Annotated in this window: 12 protein-coding genes and 1 pseudogene; 7 read left to right on the top strand and 6 right to left on the bottom strand. The window is 67.2% G+C overall.

The annotated features are described in order from the left end of the window. Positions 1–216: 216 nt before the first annotated feature. Positions 217–666: pseudogene (locus SLV14N_RS38595) on the bottom strand (TniQ family protein); the annotation flags it as partial. Between the two features lie 194 nt (positions 667–860). Between SLV14N_RS38595 and SLV14N_RS38600 the strand changes: the two are divergent. Then, complete coding sequence (locus SLV14N_RS38600) at positions 861–3,167, top strand: DEAD/DEAH box helicase (RefSeq protein WP_263267373.1); 2,307 nt, start codon at positions 861–863, stop codon at positions 3,165–3,167. A 368-nt stretch (positions 3,168–3,535) separates the two neighbouring features. Here SLV14N_RS38600 and SLV14N_RS38605 read toward each other — a convergent pair whose 3' ends face one another. Next, positions 3,536–5,299: a hypothetical protein gene (locus tag SLV14N_RS38605; RefSeq protein WP_263267372.1), complete on the bottom strand. Its 1,764-nt coding sequence runs from the start codon at positions 5,297–5,299 to the stop codon at positions 3,536–3,538. 220 nt (positions 5,300–5,519) lie between these two features. Between SLV14N_RS38605 and SLV14N_RS38610 the strand changes: the two genes are divergently transcribed. Next, the gene (locus SLV14N_RS38610) at positions 5,520–6,809 is read left to right on the top strand and encodes a site-specific integrase (RefSeq protein ID WP_263267371.1); all 1,290 of its coding nucleotides are present in this window, start codon (positions 5,520–5,522) and stop codon (positions 6,807–6,809) included. Beyond that, positions 6,806–9,283, top strand: coding sequence for a site-specific integrase (locus SLV14N_RS38615; RefSeq protein WP_263267370.1), 2,478 nt, complete (start codon positions 6,806–6,808; stop codon positions 9,281–9,283). Before SLV14N_RS38610 ends, SLV14N_RS38615 begins: the two co-directional genes overlap by 4 nt. Before the next feature lie 116 nt (positions 9,284–9,399). Here SLV14N_RS38615 and SLV14N_RS38620 read toward each other — a convergent pair whose 3' ends face one another. Together SLV14N_RS38620 and SLV14N_RS38625 are read right to left on the bottom strand one after the other, a co-directional pair. After that, positions 9,400–10,029, bottom strand: a complete 630-nt coding sequence (locus SLV14N_RS38620; RefSeq protein WP_055607563.1) for a class I SAM-dependent methyltransferase — start codon at positions 10,027–10,029, stop codon at positions 9,400–9,402. Positions 10,030–10,055: 26 nt separating this feature from the next. Next, positions 10,056–10,487 carry a hypothetical protein gene (locus SLV14N_RS38625; protein ID WP_263267367.1) on the bottom strand — a complete coding sequence of 144 codons (432 nt, stop codon included), beginning with the start codon at positions 10,485–10,487 and terminating at the stop codon, positions 10,056–10,058. A gap of 383 nt (positions 10,488–10,870) precedes the next feature. On the opposite strand from SLV14N_RS38625, the gene SLV14N_RS38630 reads away from it, so the two are divergent. From SLV14N_RS38630 to SLV14N_RS38640, 3 genes are all read left to right on the top strand, one after another. Continuing rightward, positions 10,871–11,722: a hypothetical protein gene (locus SLV14N_RS38630; protein WP_263267365.1), complete on the top strand. Its 852-nt coding sequence runs from the start codon at positions 10,871–10,873 to the stop codon at positions 11,720–11,722. A gap of 185 nt (positions 11,723–11,907) precedes the next feature. Next, positions 11,908–12,093: a hypothetical protein gene (locus tag SLV14N_RS38635; protein ID WP_263267363.1), complete on the top strand. Its 186-nt coding sequence runs from the start codon at positions 11,908–11,910 to the stop codon at positions 12,091–12,093. Positions 12,094–12,244: 151 nt separating this feature from the next. Next, positions 12,245–13,180, top strand: coding sequence for a hypothetical protein (locus SLV14N_RS38640; RefSeq protein WP_263267362.1), 936 nt, complete (start codon positions 12,245–12,247; stop codon positions 13,178–13,180). 80 nt (positions 13,181–13,260) lie between these two features. Here SLV14N_RS38640 and SLV14N_RS38645 read toward each other — a convergent pair whose 3' ends face one another. Continuing rightward, entirely contained in the window at positions 13,261–15,108 is a 1,848-nt protein-coding gene (locus SLV14N_RS38645) for a hypothetical protein (RefSeq protein ID WP_263267360.1), read from the bottom strand. Positions 15,109–15,606: 498 nt separating this feature from the next. On the opposite strand from SLV14N_RS38645, the gene SLV14N_RS38650 reads away from it, so the two are divergent. Then, complete coding sequence (locus SLV14N_RS38650) at positions 15,607–16,314, top strand: hypothetical protein (protein WP_263267358.1); 708 nt, start codon at positions 15,607–15,609, stop codon at positions 16,312–16,314. A 99-nt stretch (positions 16,315–16,413) separates the two neighbouring features. Here the strand turns inward: SLV14N_RS38650 and SLV14N_RS38655 are convergent, their stop codons facing one another. Then, positions 16,414–18,822, bottom strand: coding sequence for a DEAD/DEAH box helicase (locus SLV14N_RS38655; protein WP_263267357.1), 2,409 nt, complete (start codon positions 18,820–18,822; stop codon positions 16,414–16,416). Between the last annotated feature and the right edge of the window lie 477 nt (positions 18,823–19,299).

The raw sequence follows: 19,299 nt of genomic DNA on the forward strand, positions 1-19,299 counted from the left end.
CCACGCCCGGTGGACCCAGCGCAGCACCATGGGCATCGCCCGCCACCAGTCCGCCGCTACCTGGAAAGCGTCGGCGAACAGCTCCGCACCTGACCGGCCGAACTGCTTGTGCAGCCGGGCACGCTCCAGGTGTGCGGTGACGACCTCGGGAAGCTCCTTCAAGGGCAGCTCGTCCTGCGGCTCCGTCCTCGAGTCGTCGCACCACCGCCGGTGCCGGGCACACACCCGCCAGCTGTCAGACATCAGCCACCAGGCCGGCTCCCTGACCCCGCGGACCTCCGCACATCTCGTGCAGCAGCGTACGAGATGCCCCTCGGACGGCTGCCAGGGCCACTTCCACACCGCATCCGCGTTACCGGGCAGAAGATGGCGCGTGGCAAGCCCGGGCAGTGCCCGCCGCAACACGGCCGCCGGTTCGCCGGCCAGCATGGCCAGATACTCAAGGCCCGGCCCGTTCACGTACATCTCGGTGCACTGCGGATACTTCGCCACGCGCGCCGCATCGTCCGACGACGATCCCGTGCCCTGGCCCACGCGCTGAAGGAAATCTGCGAGCCCCAGCCCGTTGGCGTGGGCCAGCCGGTTCACGAACGACCCCGTCGACTCACCGGGCAGAGGCTGGACCCGGAGCGGCAGGGGCTGACGCGGACCGTAGAGCCCCGGCATCTGCAGTACCACGCCGTTCCCTCTCTTCTCTGACCGCCCCGCACGCCTGTGTTCTATCGTCGCCAGGCGCCGTACAGCTTGGTCAAGCGTCCTTAACCCCTTCGGGTGAACCAGGTCGCAACGCCCCGACAGCCTCCACGGCACGGGTCTGACTCTTGATCCGCAACGTGACGATCCGCTGCCAGGAGGGCATCGTGGCCACGCTGACGAGCAACGGCCTCAGAACACCACTACGCGGCCACCAGACACTCGCCGTCGACGCCTGCGTCGACGAGTTCACCGACGGCGCACCCCGTGTGAGCGTCATCATGGCCACCGGAACGGGAAAGACCCTTGTCGCCCTCAACACCGTCCAGGAGACCGCTCCCCAGGGCAACGCGCTGGTCGTGATGCCCACCCTGGACCTTCTCGAACAGACGGCCGCCGTCTGGCAGCAGGAAGGCCGACAGGGGATCTACCTGGGCTACTGCGGGCGCGACGACCCTCAGGTCCGCCCGCTGCGCGGCGTTCTCACCATGATCCACGACCCGGGCGAACTCGCCCGTCACGCCTCCCTGACCGACGGCCCGGTGAACGTCTTCTGCACCTATCAGTCGCTGAACAACCTGGCCCGAGCCCACCGCGATCACCACCTGCCGCGCTGGGGCATCGTGATCTCCGACGAGGCTCACCGCACCGCTGGCAACCGCCATAAAGCCTGGGGCGTCATCCACGACAACGACGTCCTGCCCGCCCGCTGCCGTCTCTACATGACCGCCACTCCGCGCGTCTTCGACGAGAAAGCCGGCTCACACGTTGCGATCGGCTGCGAAGTGGCCTCCATGGACGACCACAGCCTCTACGGCCCCGTCGTCTACCGCATCTCTCTCGCCGAAGCGATCGACCAGGGCCTCCTCGCGGATTACCGCATCGTCGCCGTTGAGATCAGCGACGCCGAGCTGCACCGCGTCCTGCGCTACGCCTCCATCGCATCCGCCGGAGCCGAAGGACTGCGCGTGGCAGCCGCCCAAATCGCCCTGCTGCGTGCTCAGAAGCGATACGACCTGCGGCGGACCCTGACCTTCCACCGCCTCATCGCATCCGCCGGCGTGTTCGCCGAGACCCTCCACGAAACAGCAGCGCTCATGCCCGTAGCGACGCAAGCGCCTCTCCTCGCCGGCACCGTCAACGCCAAGCAGACCCCCGCTGTCCGCCGCCAGGCACTCGAAGCCTTCGCATCCGTCCCGATCAACAGCCCCAGCCCCGACACCACCCCTCAACGAGCGGTCCTGACCAACTGCCGCTGCCTGGGCGAGGGCATCGACGTCCCCAGCACCGACTCGATCCTCTTCGCCGACTCCAAGCAGAGCTCCCTCGACATCACCCAAGCCGTCGGCCGCGCACTGCGCCAGAACCCCGGCGACGACAAGATCTCCACCATCGTCGTCCCCGTCTTCATGGAACCCGGCCAAGAGCTGGAGGAGGGAGTCAAAGGAACCCGCTACCGGCTCCTCTACCAGGTCCTCATCGCCCTGAGCACCTACGACGAGCACGTCATCCACCGTGTCGACTGGGCTATCTCCGACGACTCCGAAGAGAGCCTGGGAGTCGCCGCCCGGCCCGAACGCGCCGACGAGATCATCCCCCTGCTCGACCTCCAGGCCACCGGAGCACCCAACCGGGTATGGCAGATCGGATTCGAAAGCGCCCAGCGCTATTTCGACACCTACGGCCACCTCAACGTCCCCAGCCGCTACCTCGGCCCCGACCACTTCTACCTCGGCTGGTGGCTCGGCCGCCAGCGCTCCCTGCGCATCAACCGCATGCTCCTGCCCGAACGCATCGAACAGCTCGACACCCTCGGCATGATCTGGCCCCACCCCCACCACAGCATCGAGCACAAGCTGCAGATCGCCCGGGACTACAAAGCCCGTCACGGCCACCTCGCCCCGCACCTCGAAGAAACATTCGGCGGAATCCGTCTCGGCCGCTGGATCGCAGACCGCCGCCGGGAGGCGAGCCAGCGCATCCTGCCCTATGGCTATCAGCGTGCCCTGAACGAGATCTACCCCTGGTGGAACACCCACTGGCCGAAACACTGGCACCACACCTACGCCCAGGCTCTTGTTGCCGCCCGCGCCGGCAACCTCCCCTTTCCCGACCTGTGTCCTGACACCGACGAGACGCCCCTCACCCGCTGGCTGGACACACAGATCGACGTCCTCCCCACCCTCCACAGAGACCAGCACGAACTCCTCGGCACACTCCCGCTGCGCCACCCCCTGGCCCTGCTCCTTCGCCGCCCCCGCGGCCATGCAGCGTGGGCCTTCGCCAGAGGACTGCGCGCGGCACGCGCCTTCTGGCGCAGCCATCAGCACCTTGAAGTCCCCTACGACTACCTCTGCCCCGACACCGGACTTCACCTGGCGACCTGGATCGCCGACAAACGCCGCGACCCACTGCGCCTCACCCACGAACAACGCGATGCACTGGAAGCCCTGGACATCCGCTGGATCCGGTGACCGACATCCTCGGCCACGATCAATCCAGCTGCCTGAGACCATGTTGAACAGTGCCGGGTCCCTTCCACCACGGCGGCAGCCGAGTCCTGCCTGACCAGGTCGTGCAGCACCTTGATGTGCAGGGGGTCGGCGAACGGAGTGCCGGTTTCCATGGCCGTGAGCGCGGCGGGGACTCGCGTCTCCACAGATCCTCGGCAGACGCGGAGTCGAACGCCACGAAGCCCTTGGCCGTGCGCACGCCTCGGGCCCCTCCGGGGTCGGCGGAGGAGCATGTGTCGGGGAGGCGCGCGATGGCTGCTGCCTGTGTGCGGGTCGGTGGCGTTACCGGGTGGCGAGCCGGGGCACCCGTTGCCACGGGCGGGTCTGCGCTATGCAGATCCGGGCCCGGGCCCGGGTAGCGTACGGCGCAGACGGTCCACGATCTCCCGCCACTGGCGGGCCTGTTCCCGTGACGGGAACCATGCCTCGGTCCGATCGCGGTCCAGGCTGGTGAATTCCTCCAGCTCGGCCGCCAGGTCCGAGCCGTCCGCGACCCCCGTGCGGGCCACGGCATGCACCTGCTGTGCCAGATGGTGCAGCCGGTGGGCAGCGCGGTAGTAGGCGACCTGGTCCTGGGTCAGGCGGCGTATCGCGTACCCGCCGCACTTGCTGCAGGGGTCGAAGCCCTTGCTGCCCACCAGTTTTTCGACGGTCACCAGGTCGTCGTCTCGGCCGACGCCGTGCTCCGGACGCCGGTGGGCGCAGCCGGGGGAGTGGGCACGGCCCTGATACCGGCCGGCCGCGTCGGAGGTGTACACCTGCACCCGGGCGAGCACGCCAAGCGGCAGCCCCGACCCGAGCCGCCAGCCGGTCCCGGTGTCGGGTTCGAAAGGCTGCAGGTCCAGCTGCTCCATGGCCAGCAGACCGTGCCAGACCGCGGCGGCGAAGGGACGGCGCGCAAGGCCCCGGTCGTCGTACCCGGCAGTCTCCAACTGGCGCAGGTCGGCCATGCCACGCGCCAGAGCCAGCGACCGCAGCGCGTGGCCCGCGTCCCGGCGCCCCGCGCACAGTCGCACCAGCAGCCTTTCGCCTTCCGCCACACCCAGTCCGGCGCCGAACGCCGCGTGATGCGGATCGTAGACACGCTCGGGCCAGATCTCCCCGCCTTCCGGCACGTCCTGACCGGGAACGATGGGTCGGCTATCGAAGAGGGCGTCGGGCAGGTCACTGGCGCCCGCAATGATGACGCCCCGCCATCCCGCAGCGCAGCGCTGTTCCAGGACGCTCAGCGCCACGACCTCGAGGCCGGCGTCGACGGAGAAGACGACGTACAGCTGTTCCGCGTCCCGCATTGCGGCACGCAGTGCACGCAGGTGCGCGAGGGTGACCGGGCGCCTGCTGCGGACCGGAGTGTCATCGAACACCCCTGGCCCGAAAGGTAGTTCCGCCAGGGGAGAGGATGCTGCCACTGTCTCGAGCGCTGGTTCGATCCCGGCAGTCCTCTCGGTGTAGGAGAGGCCGTGCTGCTGCGTCAGCAGGCGCGCCGCCACGGGCTCCGGTACCCGCACGGTGATGACGGACTGCGGCTGCCAGACGGTGTCAACCGTGTACACGGCGAGGACGCCCAGCTCCCACTCGTCCAACCGGTCAAGGAGTGACCTGCGGGAGTCGCGCTCCGTCGCCGCGTCGTGGGGAAGGCGCGCGACCAGGACGTGCTCGTCATACTTCCGCTCGGCCGCCAACCGGGCACGGCTTTCCCATTCGGCCAGTACGCCCCGGGCGCGCTCGAGCATCTGATCGCGTCCCTTGCGGCGGCTGCTCATCCCGTCTGCCAGATGGTGGACGAGGTAGGCCTGTGCCCGTGGAGGATCCCAGCTGTTCTCGACCGTCTTCTGCCACCGCTGCCACAGCGACAACAGCTTCCTCTTCGCTTCGGCGGGAGCGCCCAGTGGGGCGAATGCCGCGTCGTCGGCGGGGACATCCGGCTCCTGCAGGGCTGCTGCCGCGGCCGCCGCCAGCAGCGCATCCTCCGTGACCAGCAGCCGGGCCTGGACCTGCACGGCGCGCAGCCGATCGGCCTTCAGTCGTAGCGCAGCCTTGGCCCAAGACCTCAACCACGGGAACATCTCCAGCTGCTGGTGCGCACGGTGCATGCTCGTCACCGCGTCGCGCCATTCACGAAACACCGCCTCGCGCACACGCCGAGCCTCCTGCAACTCCTCCCACGCGGCGTCCTCGTCGTCCTCTGCTTCGTCCCGCGCGGCGGTGTCCGCGGGTACGTCGGGCGCAGGCCGGCGAAGCAGGGCTGGCCTGTTAACCGAACTAACTCAACTGTCTTCGCAGGTCAGACCAGGTATCTGCTAGTTTCCCGAGGTGCTTGATGAGCAGCGGTCCGGAAGGGACCTGAGGAACTTTGTCCTGCCTGAGTTAGGCCAGTTACTGAAGACGGGAGATCCCTGGGAGCCGTACAGGGTGCTGGATGGACGCGGGAGGCCGGTTGCGCCCGTTGCGCTCTACCTCAAGGAGCTGATGGCGAGGGACAGCTCGCCGTTGACGCCACGTTCGTACGGCATGGATCTGCTGCGCTGGTTCCGGTTCCTCTGGGCGCTCGGGATCGAGTGGGACCGTGCGACCCGGGAAGACGCCCGGGACTTCATGTTGTGGATGAAGGTGGCGGACAAGCCGAAGCGCATCCATTGGCGCCATCGCGGCAAGGCTCCCTCCAAGGTCCCGCCGCCTCGCAGTGACAGGCCAGCACCAGGTACGCCGAATCCGGTGACTGGAAAGCCCACGGTCGGGACCAAGTACTCGCCGGCAACCCGAGCTCATTGCGAGACGGTGCTGCGGGAGTTCTACAACTTCCATCTGGATGAAAACACCGGTTCGTTGCTGGTGAACCCCTTCCCGTTGGTCCGTGGGCGCCGCTTGTCCCAGCTCCGGACACAGCGTGATGGTGAGAAGAAGCACCGCAACCGACGCACGGGCCTCTACCGGCCCACCGTTCCGCAGCGGGTCCCGCGGCGGATTCCCGACGAGATGTACACCAAGGTTTTCGCCGGGCTCCGTTCTCATCGGGACCGCGCCTTGCTGGCCTTTTGGGTCGCCACTGGTGCCCGCGCCGAGGAGCTGCTCACGGTCAAGCAGGGCGGCGCGGTTGTCGGCGAGCAGACCGTCAGTGTGATCCGCAAGGGCACCCGCGACTACCAGGACCTGGCCGCCACCCCGGACGCGTTCGTCTGGCTGCGGCTCTACCAAGAGTCCGCCTGGAAGAAAGGAGTCCCTCGAGGCCGTCACCATCCGCTGTGGTGGACGCTGCGGCGCCCATGGCGGCCGCTGGAGTACGACGCGGCGCGCATGATGTTCAACCGCGCCAACGATCTCCTGGGCGCTAACTGGACCCTTCACGATCTGCGGCACACGGCGACGTTCCTGATGCTCGATGACCCGAACATGCCGCCGGTTTACGTGCAGAAGATCCTCGGCCACAAGTACCTGTCGACCCTGGACATCTACAACCGTCCGACCAGGGACGACGTCATCAGAGCCGGCCTCGCCCACCACGCCCGCCAGGAGAAGCGACGCGAGGAGACCCCTGTGCCTGTTGACGAGCCGTCCTACAACCCCGACTCCTTGTCCATCCTCTTCGGCCGGGACGCGTCATGACGAGCACTGCGACGCACGTCGGCTCGAGCTTCGTTCCGCGGGTCACCAGCATGGTGGGCGCCGAAGAGCTCAAGCTGATGAACCGATTCCCGCATCGGGAAAGACCAAGCATGTGGGAAGCGACCGCGGTCACACGTGAAGAGGTCCTTGAGCGGCTGGCTCGCCCACCGCTACGAGCTGTGGAACCCAGCGCCCAGGCGAATCGGATGTTCGGGGCACGTCTCCTGCTCGACTGGCTGATGACCTTTCCTGGAGAAACCTGGCAGCAGCGCTGGCAGGAGAGCCCTGCCCACGGCCAGCACATTGCGTCGCAGGGGTGGAGGGATGCCTTCGCAGCCTGGGCCCGCCCGGAAGGGCGAGTATCCCGCCGTGAAACGCTCCTCGTCGGGGTGCTGGCGCTGCTCTGCGCGGATGCCGTCAGACCCGACCCGGAGTTCCTCATCGGGTCAAGATCGCGGCATCTTCGGCCGGCCCTGGAGACCACACGCGACCCCGAGGGGTTCGCCCGCTTGAGGGCTTCACTGCCGACCAACATCTCGGCTGCGAATATCTCGTCCGGGCTGAAGACCATCGCGGAGATCATGGCCTGCCGAGGCGGCGCCATCGAGGACATCGTCGTCGGCGACCTGCTGCTCTTGCAAAGCAAGAATCCGCGCAACAGCAATGGACGGATCCAGCTCGCCTACACCTGGCTACGCGACTTGGGTCTCTTTCCAGCAGACGCACCGCACACGCTGTTCCGGATCTCGAACCGTACGGGGCAACTCACCCCGGCGGACCTTGTCGACCGCTACGAACTGCAGTGCCGTCCGATCCGCGATCTCTTGGTCGCCTACCTCTCCCATCGGTCCGTAGGGCTCGACTTCACGACGCTGCAGGCGCTCACGATCTCGCTGGCGCTTCGGTTCTGGGACGACCTGGAGCGGCACCATCCGGGCATCGACTCTCTTCGGCTGCCTGCCGAGGTGATCACTGCCTGGAAGGTCCGCCTGGCTACGAAGACCGTCCGCAAGCGCCTGCCCGATGGATCATTTCGGGAGTTCACAGAGCCACGCCGAGGTGCAATCGGGATCAAAACCCAGGTCAGAGCCTTCTACCTGGACCTGGCGGAGTGGGCAGTGGAGGACCCCGGCCAGTGGGCCGCCTGGGTGGCACCCTGCCCGATCAGCGAAGCCGAGTGCTCGGGAAGAAAGGCTGAGAAGCAGCTCAAGGCCCGCATGGACCAACGTACTCGCGAGCGCCTCCCGGCCCTGCCCACTCTGGTGAAGACGGCTCATCGCCTGCTGAAAGAGGCCACCATGCGCCTCGATGCACTCAACGCTGCCCCGCTCGGTTCGGATTTCAGCGTGCTTGGTGAAACCTTCAGAGTCCCGCGCTTCAGCAAATGCGCTGACGGGCGCCCGATCCATGCCTGGGACGCGAAGGGCACCCGGCGCTCATTCGCGGGTGAGGAACGCAGCGCATTCTGGGGGTGGGCTGCCATCGAGATCTTGCGGCACACCGGCATCCGCATCGAGGAACTCCTCGAGCTGGGGCACCACAGCATCGTCAGCTACAAGCTCCCCACCACCGGACAGACGGTTCCGCTCTTGCAGATCGCCCCGTCGAAGACCGACCAGGAGCGACTTGTCCTGGTCACGCCGGAGCTGGCGGACGTGTTGAGCACGGTCGTCTCTCGAGTCCGAGGCTCGGACGGGAGAGTCCCCGTTCTCCGTAGCTACGACCACTACGAACGGGTCTGGAACCCGCCGATGCCTCTCCTGTTCCAGGATCGCTCTGGCGGCTACCTGCGTCCGCTGTCACGAGCGACGATCCGTCGGGGACTCGACGTCACCTTGTTGGCCTCAGGTCTGACGGACAGCGCGGGTGACCCCCTCATCTTCCAGCCCCACGACTTCCGCCGGATCTTCATCACGGACTCCATCCTCAACGGCCTGCCCCCTCACATCGCACAGGTCATCGCTGGTCACGACCACATCGGAACAACGATGGGATACGCCGCGATCTACCCCACTGACGCCATCGAGGCACACCGAGCGTTCATCGCCCGGCGCCGGGCTCTGCGGCCTGCCGACGAATACCGCACCGTCACCCCTGAGGAATGGGGAGAGTTCCTCGGACACTTTGAGCGCCGCAAGCTCGCCCTGGGCGACTGCGGCCGCGCATACGGAACTGACTGTGCTCACGAACACGCTTGCGTCCGATGCCCCGCCCTGATCGTCCACGCGACAGAACGTCCCCGGCTTGTCGAAATCCGCGACAACCTCCATACGCGCATCTTGGAAGCCGAAAGGGAAGGCTGGCTCGGCGAGATCGAAGGGCTGCAGAGCAGCCTGACCCACGCCGAGGAGAAGCTAGCCCAACTCGACGCCCAGATCTCCCGGAAGCAGGAGTCTGTCGACCTGGGAATCCCTACCTTCCGGGAGATCGTTGCTCGCACCACTGCGGCGGCCACCCCGCCGGGTCCTGCGTGACTGCACGGCTGTCAATCCGGCGTGCTCAGCGGACACCGCCACAGAACGCGGCGCTTGGACGAGCTTCCTCCACGCGGATGATCTACACCACCCCGACCCCGGCCACGGGCCACGTTCTACGGGCGGCGGGCCAGCAGGTGGGTGTCGAGGAAGCCCCGCTCGGACGCTGGGTCGTGGAGCAACCGAGCCACCGTGACGAGTCCGGCCCCGGCCAGCAACTCGGCAAACTGCTCCGCCGGCCAGCTATAGGCAGGCGCCACCTTGTGGTCGAAGCGGACAGGCTCCGGCCCCTCGGTTCCGAAGAAGGACGCCAGGAGCAGGCCCCCTGGTGCCAAGACACGCACCTGCTCAGCGAGAAGCGCGGGCAATTCTTCAGGTGGGGTATGGATCATCGAGTAGTGGGCCAGCACTCCGCCGAGCGCGCCGTCCTCGACCGGCAGGGCCTCCATTCGTGCTTCGTCGAACCGCAGCGCCGGATGGGCCCGCCGGGCGTGGGCGACCATAGCCGGGGAGAGGTCGAGCCCGAAGGCGTCCAACCCCAAGTCGTGCAGCATGGCGGTCAAATGGCCGGGCCCGCACCCGACGTCGGCTGCTCGCAGGTTCCCCGTGCCACGCACGAGCTCGGCGAAGGTGCCGATCATGTTCCGCGCGAACGGCTGCGTCTCCAACCGATTAGCGAACATCGACGCATACAGTTCGACGACCCCGTCGTAGGCCGCCCTGGTCTCGTCCTGGTGTTTTAACACGGGAGTGAAGCTAACACCCGCGTCGTTCACAGCAGTTCTCCGGCCCCATACCGGCCCCTTCCCCGCAGGACTGATCGTCCTGTCACTGACCACGGGATGCCCCGGTAGTTCGGAGAAGCTGCCTGCCGGACCTCTTCGTCACCGAAGGCGTCCTCGTCCGCGTCCCGGAAGCTGTCCAGCTCGTACAGCAGGCCCAGCCCGGTCAGCGTGTCCAAGAAGACGGCCAGACCCGTCCCGGGACGAGCCCAGGAGCTGTATGCCCCGCACTGCGGGCACATCCGGGCGACCACCGAGGCACCCAGATACACCTCCCGCTCGGTGGCGCGGGCGGAGCGCAGGTAGGAACACGAAGAACTGGCGTGCAGTTTGGCCTGCTTGCCCTGGGCGGACCACACGGTGATGGGCGAGCACTCGAACGGACCGAGCGGCACATCCGGTGCCAGCAGACCGTAGATCATGCAAACCTCCCCCTTGACCGGCTTTGAAGCCTAGCCGCGGGCACTGATAGCAAGGGGCAGGCGCGGTCAACTGGCCTGAACACACTGGCCGGAGAGCTGATCCCGGTGACCCGATCCCGAGACGAGGTTTTGTGCAGAGCCCGGCCCTTGGCGGCTGTCTTCACCCGGTGCAGGCGCGGCCCTGTGGAGTGCTGCAGTCAGCCAAGATGCGGCCGAAACTGGTACCGACAGCGGCCGGGTGGGTGCATTCCTCGGCCACGGGTCGCAGGCCGCAGGGACCGCCTACTCTCGCGTGCGGCACCGACTCGTCAGTCGTTGTCGGTGCCGGCAGTTAAGGTCTTGGCCTTCCGGTACCGGACCAGATGTCGCATTGAGCAGAAGGCATGCAGATGAAGCGCGAGCGGGCCACCACGGTTTTAAACGAGATGCTCGAACGACTGGAGCAGAACGCTTGGCCACTCAACCTGATCACAGAGATCCACATTTTCGGGTCCTACATCCGTGGAGCCTTGGAGGTCGGTGATATCGACGTCGTGGTCCAGCACACCACTGACGAACGCTGGACCGAGCAATCCCTCAATGCCTTCTTCGGCGGCCGTGACGGCTACGTTCCCATGCGTCAGGCTCTGCGAGGCAACCGCCGTGGCATCAGCTTCCAGTTCCAGGGCCGCGACTCCTTGCAGAGCGAGGACATCGAACTGCTCCTGCTCTGGCGCCAAGGTGAACCAATCGCGCTTGCCAAGCAGCGCCTGGCCGCGATCACACCCGATACGACTGCTCGCCGTGCGCCCCGTGACCACGTCCTGCCCGCCTACGAGACACTCGCCGACCTCATCCCAAGGCATGTCCGCATCGACCTCCACTGCTGGTCTACTGACCGCAAGATCACCATGACGACCCTTGCTCTGCCCGACGCCCAGCCCCGCTCCACGACAGCAACCCGTCACATGGACGACCGATGGGCGCCGAACAGCCCGCTCCGCCGGGCTGCCGCGGCCGCGCTCGCCTATCTGGAGAGCACTGGTCAGCGGCTGGACCGCTGCGAGATCCACCGCCAGTACCTGGCCCGCGGGGCGACCGACCAGACGATCGACTGCTTCGTCGACCTGGGCTGGCGCTACTGGAGAAGCGCAGAACGGTACCTCGCCGACGGGCAGAGCTGGTTCGAGGTCCTGCCCGCCACCTCCCGGCAGCCCCTCAACGCCCTGCACATCACACCTGCTGCACGGCCCTAAACGACAAGGGGATTCTTCAAGGGCGAGGCTGCGGCCCGGCGCCTCCGAACAGGTCGGAGAACGAGAATGTCGAGGCGCCGGCCTCACCTGAGCCTCCCTCGCTTCCCTGCGCCTCCTTCGCGAGCCGGGTGATCAGCCCGTCCCAGCATGACGAACACCCGCACGGGCCGCCGTCACGATGCTCCGTGCCGACGCGTCCGACCGCCGTCCTCACCTGGCCAGCCAGAGCCTCGAACGCCGCCCTCCACCGATCGGCCACCGCTCTGTGGCTCGCGACCTGCCTGCGGGCCGAGTTCGCCTCCTCCTCGGCGCGACGCCGTGCCTGGATCATCGGCCAGTTAGGACCGCTGCCGTACCCGTACGACATATGATCTCCTCTCAAGCGTCACCTGCCGTCATCCAACGGCCCATGAGGCGCACAGGACACGCAAACCCGCCCGTCTGGTGTCTGGCAGGTGTCCGGTTCCCACTGTGCGCTGTCCGCCGAGGAACTAGGCTGCCCGCAGCAACAGCACGGGGGGCATGACGACTGTGGCCACACGCGACAGCATCTACGACACGGAGTTCGTGAGCGGGTTCTGCCGGACCTTGCCTGAGCTTCTGGCCCAGGCGGGGCTCACCGACGACGAGGCGCGCACTGTTGTCGTCGACGTCATCCGCCGTGCGCGCATGCTGGCGGCTCTGCCGAGCGAATACACCGATGTGCTGGCCACCCCCTTCCTGGAAGAGGTAAGCCAGCACCGTCCCCTGTCTGCGCCGGCGTGGCTCCGGGCTGCAGTCGTCGTCACCGTCCGCAACAGCAAGCTCGAAGACTTCCACGCCTTGGGCGGCCCCGTCAGGGCCGCCGACATCACGGCCATCACTGAAGCCGCCGCCGGCCCGCTCAGGTCTTTCCTGGAGCAGCCCGGCACACCGGTCAGGGTCAACATCCTGGCGGATCTCGACGTCGCCCATCCCCGCGCGTGGGCCTGCCTGACGGCTCTCTCGAACGTCATGGAGTCCGGGACCGGCGGAGAAGACACCTACGTCCTGCCGCAGGCACCACCGCCCGAATTGCCAGGGGCGCACGAGATACTTCATGCCGAGGCCAGCAGTGTCCAGCCTGTCGCCAAGGGCCAGTCCGTCGTGGCCTCCGGCACCGACCCACGCTTCGACCAAGTTCTGATGCACCTGCTGGGGCAGGTGAAGGAGCAACCTGGATTCGTTGTCCCGCTCTCCGCGCTCAGCCGGTTGTCGCGCAACAGCGGCAAGCAACTGCGCGTCCTGGAATTTCTCCTGGCACACCAAGCCACCGTCGTGACGACTAACTACCTCCTCGGCCCTGGCATCGTGGGTGTGCGGAGCCGGCCGATGGCCAAGCCCGACTCATACGACCTGCGGCGCAGCATGAAACAGACCCGGGGGCTTGGTCCTGTGCACACCGAACTGCTGAAAGCACTGAGGCGAGATCACTTCTAGGGTATTTTGCACCGCCCTGTAGGCGCCGCGCTGCCACCAGCCGGTCCGGCGGCTGGTGGCGCTGGCAGTGGGGGCGCGGTTCAGCTCTCCAGAGCTGGGGCGTGGTCGAAGAACCGGTCGGCCTCGGTGATCGGGATCTCCCTCACGCCGGGATAGGGACGGGGGAGCGGATCATTGGTCGCGGCGACGACCTGGCAGGCGTGCCCGTCGGCAGAGGGGTCGTTGGCGATGGAGATGAGGGTGTCGATCAGACGCAGGCTTGTGTCGTGATCGAGGCCGGTCGCGCCGAGACCGGCCAGGGGCGAGTCGATGATCAGTAGCGGGGGGACCCGGACCGCGGCGTCGACCCGCCCGAGGTCGCGCAGGGCCAGGAGCAGGGCTACGTTCGTTGCGACCTTGGGGCTGCCGGCGACGGAGCTGTCGTCGAAGGTCTTGTTGGCCTCGTTGCGTTCCTTGACGAGGGTCGTGAAGTCGTGCGGGTCGATGTGTGCCGTCTCGACGGCAGGGTTGATCTGCCGTAGACGTGCGAGGAAGAATTCCGACAAACGGCCCGTTACCTCCTTGCGGCGGACCTCGTCGGCGGTCTGCGCGGCGTCCCGGGCGGCCTGAGCGGCCTCCATCCGCTCCCTTGCTTCCTTGATGACCTTTTCCTGGGCCTGGATGTAGTCGGCGTTTTCGGTCTGCCGCTTGAGCTGGGCGACATCCCGGCTGAGCCCGAAGGCTTCCTTCTCTGCCTGTTGCGCGGCGCTGCGGGCCGGCCCGAGAGGCTGCTTCTCGAAGGTGTCCCGGTCCGTGAGCGTCTGCGCGGCGGCTTTTTCACCGGCTTCCGTCATCTCGGTTGCAGCGGCAACGGCAAGTTCCAGCTCGCTCAACTTCAGCTGCAGCCGGTCCACCTTCACCGTCGCCGCAGCGAGCTGCCGGGCTCGTCGGTTCTCCCCCTCCGGGTGAGGCTGATCGCACTGTGGGCAGTGCCCTGGGGTGCGTTCGGGAAGACGCTGCTCGCACTCCGTGCACTCCTTCTGCGACGGCAGCAGCAGGGCATCGCGCGCGCCCTCAGCGCGCGCGAGGTCCGCCTTCGCGCTGCTCAGCCTCGCCCGCGCAGCATCAGCCTGCCTGGACACCTTGCGGCGGTGCTGCTCCGCTGCCTTGTAAAGCGCGGCGAGACGTCCCAGCTCTCCGACTGCCTCCGTCAGCACGTTGGCCGCGTTCTGCCACTGCTCGGAGGCCGCTTTGTGCTCCCGTACCTTCTGTTCGTACTCGGCCCGCGTGGCGTCTGGGTCGGTCAGGGCACCGGAGTCACGCAGCTTCTTGAACTGGGCGAGAGCTGTACGCGCAGCCCGGTGCTGTGTCTCTGCCTCGGACGCGTTCTTCTCCAGCCCCGCGAGACCCTCGTTCCACAACCCGAGGATCACCTCCATGGCCAGAACCCGCGACGCATCCGGCACGCCACCGAGGAACTCCGAGGCGATCGTCTTCTGCCGCAGCGCCATCACGGTGTTGTAGAAGCTGTCCAGAGTGAGCCGGTTCGACCCGCGGACGGCGGCTGGCAGTCCGAGAAGGTCCTGGACGAACGCGCCAGCCGTGGTCTCACCGGCTTTCGACGAGCTGACCGGGAGGGCCTTCTCCAACTCCTCAGGACGGTCCAGGTTCTTCAGCAGTACCCGCGCCTTGGGGTCCGCCCCGCTGCGCGTGGCCTGCCAGCGCGTTCCGGCGACACGGAACACCAGACGGATCTGCTCGCAGCTGCGGACTTCGGGCATCACCCGTGTGGTCTTTAGCCCGAGAGGATAGAGAAGCGTCTCGATCGCGGTTGACTTTCCCGATTTCGAGTGGCCGACCAGGAAGGTGACCAGCCCTTTGAGCCACCGGACATACCAGATGCCGTTGCGCTTGAACTCGAGCCGCTCGATCACAAACGACGGGCCCACCAGGGCCTCCTTCGCGTCAGGTGAGTTGGTCCACCCCGGATAACGAGCAGCCCCCCAACGGATGACGCCGCCAGCACGAGCTACGCAGGCAGAGGAAACTGCCGAGACGGGATCGGTGGGGCGAGAGGGACGTCGTGAAGCTCGGCGTGGCCGTCCAGCCCGACCGGATCACAGGCATGACCGGCTTCGACACCGTCGAGCTGGACATCATCCCAGCGGCGCCAACCGCTCGACAACGAGAACCTGGCTCGCCCCATCTACCGGTCTTCGCATGTCGGCCCAGGACCTAATCGGGTGGGAACCGATCCTCTCTCCAGTCCACCTGAACCACGCCGAACGCCTGCCCCCAGAGGGAAGGGCACCGAGGCGCTGGCCACCGAGCATCGCACGACAGCACCATCGGGCCGCCGGGTGTCAGTGGCGGATGCCAGGATGGTGCCACCGCCCCAGGACGGTGATCAGGGGCGGGCTCGAACAGTACGCAGGGGTGGGGCGTTGATGGATCAGCAGACAGAGCTGTGCCGGTACTGCGGAGAGCCGATCGTCATGATCAACGATCGCTGGGCGCATGGCCGTCACGGTCTCGGTGGGTGGGGGAGTGTGGGCTGCAGCGCCTACAGCTTCACCCTGCGCGGCGAGTGGGACAGCCGCCTGACGAAAGCGGAGAAGGCCAGCCCTCGCACCAGGGGTCAGCGCGCCGGTCGGGAAGAGTTCCCTTCCTGGCCCGCCCTACAGCAGCAGCGAAGAGAAGCAGAACGCAAGGAGAAGGCAGCAGCTGCTCTGGCCGCGACCCGCTTCTCACCGCAGCTCGCCAAAGCCGTGCAAGCCGCAGAAGCCGTCGTTGCGGATCCGGGCAGCCACACCTTCCGCATGCTCGAGCGCCGTCGCCAGGCGGTGATTCTCGGTATGGAACAGCAGGCCCGGCGAGCCACCGCCAAACAGGGCCATAACGAGCTTACAAGCGGCACTGTTGACGACGAACTGAACCGACTCATGCAGCTCACCCGCGAACTTCTACGCTCCTTGCGCGCAGCAGAAGACCTCCTGCCACCACAGGAGGCATTTAAGGCGGCAGCAAGCCGCTACAGCGCCAGGATCGATCAGATCGCGACCGACCGCTACGCCTCTCTACCGTCGTACGGGGACGGCGCCTCCACCGAACGCCGCAGTCTCGGGGCCGCCCGGCAGCATGCCGGACGCCGGTAGAGAGCTGAACGTGCCGCCACGCACCCAGGCTGTCCTGGCCCTGGCTCCCTGACACTGACCACACCGCCGCACACCCGTCAACGGCAGCCGACAGGACGGCTAAGCCCAGCGCATTCCGAGCTCGGTGAGTTCTGCGATCCGTTCGGGCGCGAGCCGTGTGCGGCGGGAGCGGCTGTTGGCGATGAACACCCCCAGCGCGCACGAATCACCCTCAACCTCTTCGACGTGCCGGTGCGGCACCTCCAGATGCCCTTCCCGCCGCCGGTACTGGCGGGCAGCGGCCAGGTTCGCCGCCCACACCTCAGCTCGGGTACGCCGTGGCGCCACCACACCCTGCTCAGGCTCCTGCACGGGGCCGAGCCCGAGTGTTTCTCGCAGCAGCCACTGCTGCGCCGCCCCGAGGCTGTCCCATTGACGCCGCTGTCGGCCGGCCCACTGCCCCAGATCGTCACCCTGGACCACCACCTGCCCCGACTCCTGAGGCAGGGCCTGCCCGACTTGGACGTGGAGGCGGGCGAGGTGGAAGCATCGCTGCCAGACAACCGACCAGGAAGGGCACCACGACGGGTCGATGTCCTCCAGCGCCTGTCGCCGGGCCGTACTCAGCCCACCCGCCCCCTGCCCGTCCTCGCTCTGTCCGTTCTTGTCCTGTCGCGCGGCCGCCCGCTGGTTCTTCAGCCACACCCCTACCGCGTACCCGTCCCACATGGCATCGGCCGGTGCCAGCAGGTGCCCGTGCTCCTGGGCCCATCCACGCGCCGCAGACAGCCCCTCAGCGAATGCGACCTCGGCATGCGACCAGATCATGCCGAGCTCCTCCAGCTGGCCCACGCGCTCTTCGCTGAGCTCCCCGCGCGTATGCGCACTGCGCTGCCGGGCGATCCACACCCCCAGAGCGAACCCGTCCGCAGTCCGGTACTCATACGGAACCGCCAGGTCACCATGATCACTGCGGTAGGCCAGCGCGGCCGCCAGCCCCCGCCTCCAAAACTGCCTCTCCGGCTGCAACACCCGCAGACTGATGAACGCCGCCAGCTGCGCGGGATCCCGAGGCCGGGAGAATGACAACAGCTCCGCAGCCACCTTGCCCACCTCGCCAGGCACCTCCACCATCCCGCCGCCCGACTGGCCCCCGGCCACCTGGGGAGCGGCCAGCTGCTCCACGGCCTGGGCGTCATGCGCCCGCAGAGCCATGAGAACCTTCACCAGCTCCCCGTAAGCCCGCGAGACCAGCATCTCGTCAGGCTGCTCACCCGGCCCGAGGAAGACAGGAACGACCAGGGAAGCCACCTTGCCTTCGCCCGGCTGCATCCGAAGCGCCCGCCCCACCGCCTGGACGATGTCGACGGCCGACCCCCGCACGTCCGCGAAGACGACGGCATCGCACTCCTTGGTATCCACCCCCTCACCCAGCACCCGCACCGATGACAGCACCCGCACCCACGCCGCCCCCGGTCCAACCTCCGGCTCCGACGCGAACTCCTCCAGCACCAGACTCCGGTGCGCAGGCTTGTGCTCCCCGCACAGCCAGTCCGCCCACACCCCATCAGCCCTCGGGTAAAGACCCGGATCGCTCTCGTGCAGCTCCTTCGCCACCCCACCCAGGCCACTGGAGAACGCCTCGGCCTCACCCGTGCGGTAATGAAACGTCAGCAACCGTCTCAACCGCCGTTCCGCAGCAGCCTTCACCACCGCCGTCTGCAAAGCCGCCAGCCGCGCCCCCCGCACCCGAGCCGTCCTGCCCGCGCCCCCAGCCAACTCGGTCACGGGCAGCCCAGGATCCGCGATGTCCACACATACCACCTGGTAACGAGCGATCAGCCCCCGCTCGATCGCCTCCGACAGCGACAGCCGGTACACCACAGGACCGAACACCGCCTCATCGTCCATCGACGCAACCAACTCACCACCCCTCTCCGGACCCTCCCGATCCGGCACCTCCCACAACCGCGGCGTAGCCGTCATGTACAACCGACGCAGCGCCGGCACCCGACCATCGTCATGGACTCCCGCCCAAGCCTTTCCCAACGCCCCCGACGTCCGGTGCGCCTCATCCACCACCACGAGGTCCCACGCACCCAGCCCCGCGCGATGACTTCGCTCCAGGACCCCCAGCCCCAGCGAGGCATAGGTGGCAAAGACCGTCACCGACTCCAGGCCCGAAACCCACCCCACCAACTCCGCCTCGTCGGTGGTGCACTGAAGAATCTGTGCGTCCTCGCCCGACAGCGAACAGGCACCGAACATCGGACCCCGACGCCCCGCCTCGCGCCACACCGACGCGGTCTGGGCCAACAGCCCGAGCGTGGGAACAAGAACCAGAACCCGTTGTGCACGCAGAGCCCGCGCCGCGTGGACAGCGATCAGGCTCTTCCCCGTGCCAGTGGCAGCAACAACCTGGGCCCGTACCCCACCTGGTGATCCTTCAGCAGGAACTTGCGCCAAGGCTCGTACCACCGCGTCAACAGCTTCGACCTGATGAGGACGAAGCTTCCGCTGAGTCGCCACAGCGCGTCACCTCTCACCCCGGGGCACCCGGTAGGCACTACCCGCTCAGCGTGGACTTTATCCGTGCCTATTTTTGATTGCAGACTGCTGCAGAACTCGGACCTCCACCCCACTATGACAGGGCCACCACCCACATCGTGCGGGCTTGGAAGAACAGCCCCCGTCCGAGTACATGCCGAGGCGGACACTCAACCCCGAGCAATCCTCACCCTGTAACCAGCTGCCCGCGCAGCGGGCTAGGCTTGAAGGCGAAGCCGGAAAGCCTCAGGCAGGGGAGCGAAGCGGACCTGCCCAAATGGACTGCGAAGCAGTCCATTTCGTTGACGGTTGAGCGAAGCCAACCGTCAACGAACACTTCGTCAAGCAACCTCCGCGAAGCGGAGGTTGCTCCTGGGAGCGAAGCGGACCCAGGACCGCCGGGCGAAGCCCGGCGGTTTCGTTTGGACGCGCGCAGCGCGTTCTAACCCGCTCCGCGGG

Origin of the sequence: Streptomyces sp. Je 1-4 4N24, from assembly GCF_026239515.1 — a bacterium.
Taxonomy (GTDB): domain Bacteria; phylum Actinomycetota; class Actinomycetes; order Streptomycetales; family Streptomycetaceae; genus Streptomyces; species Streptomyces nigrescens.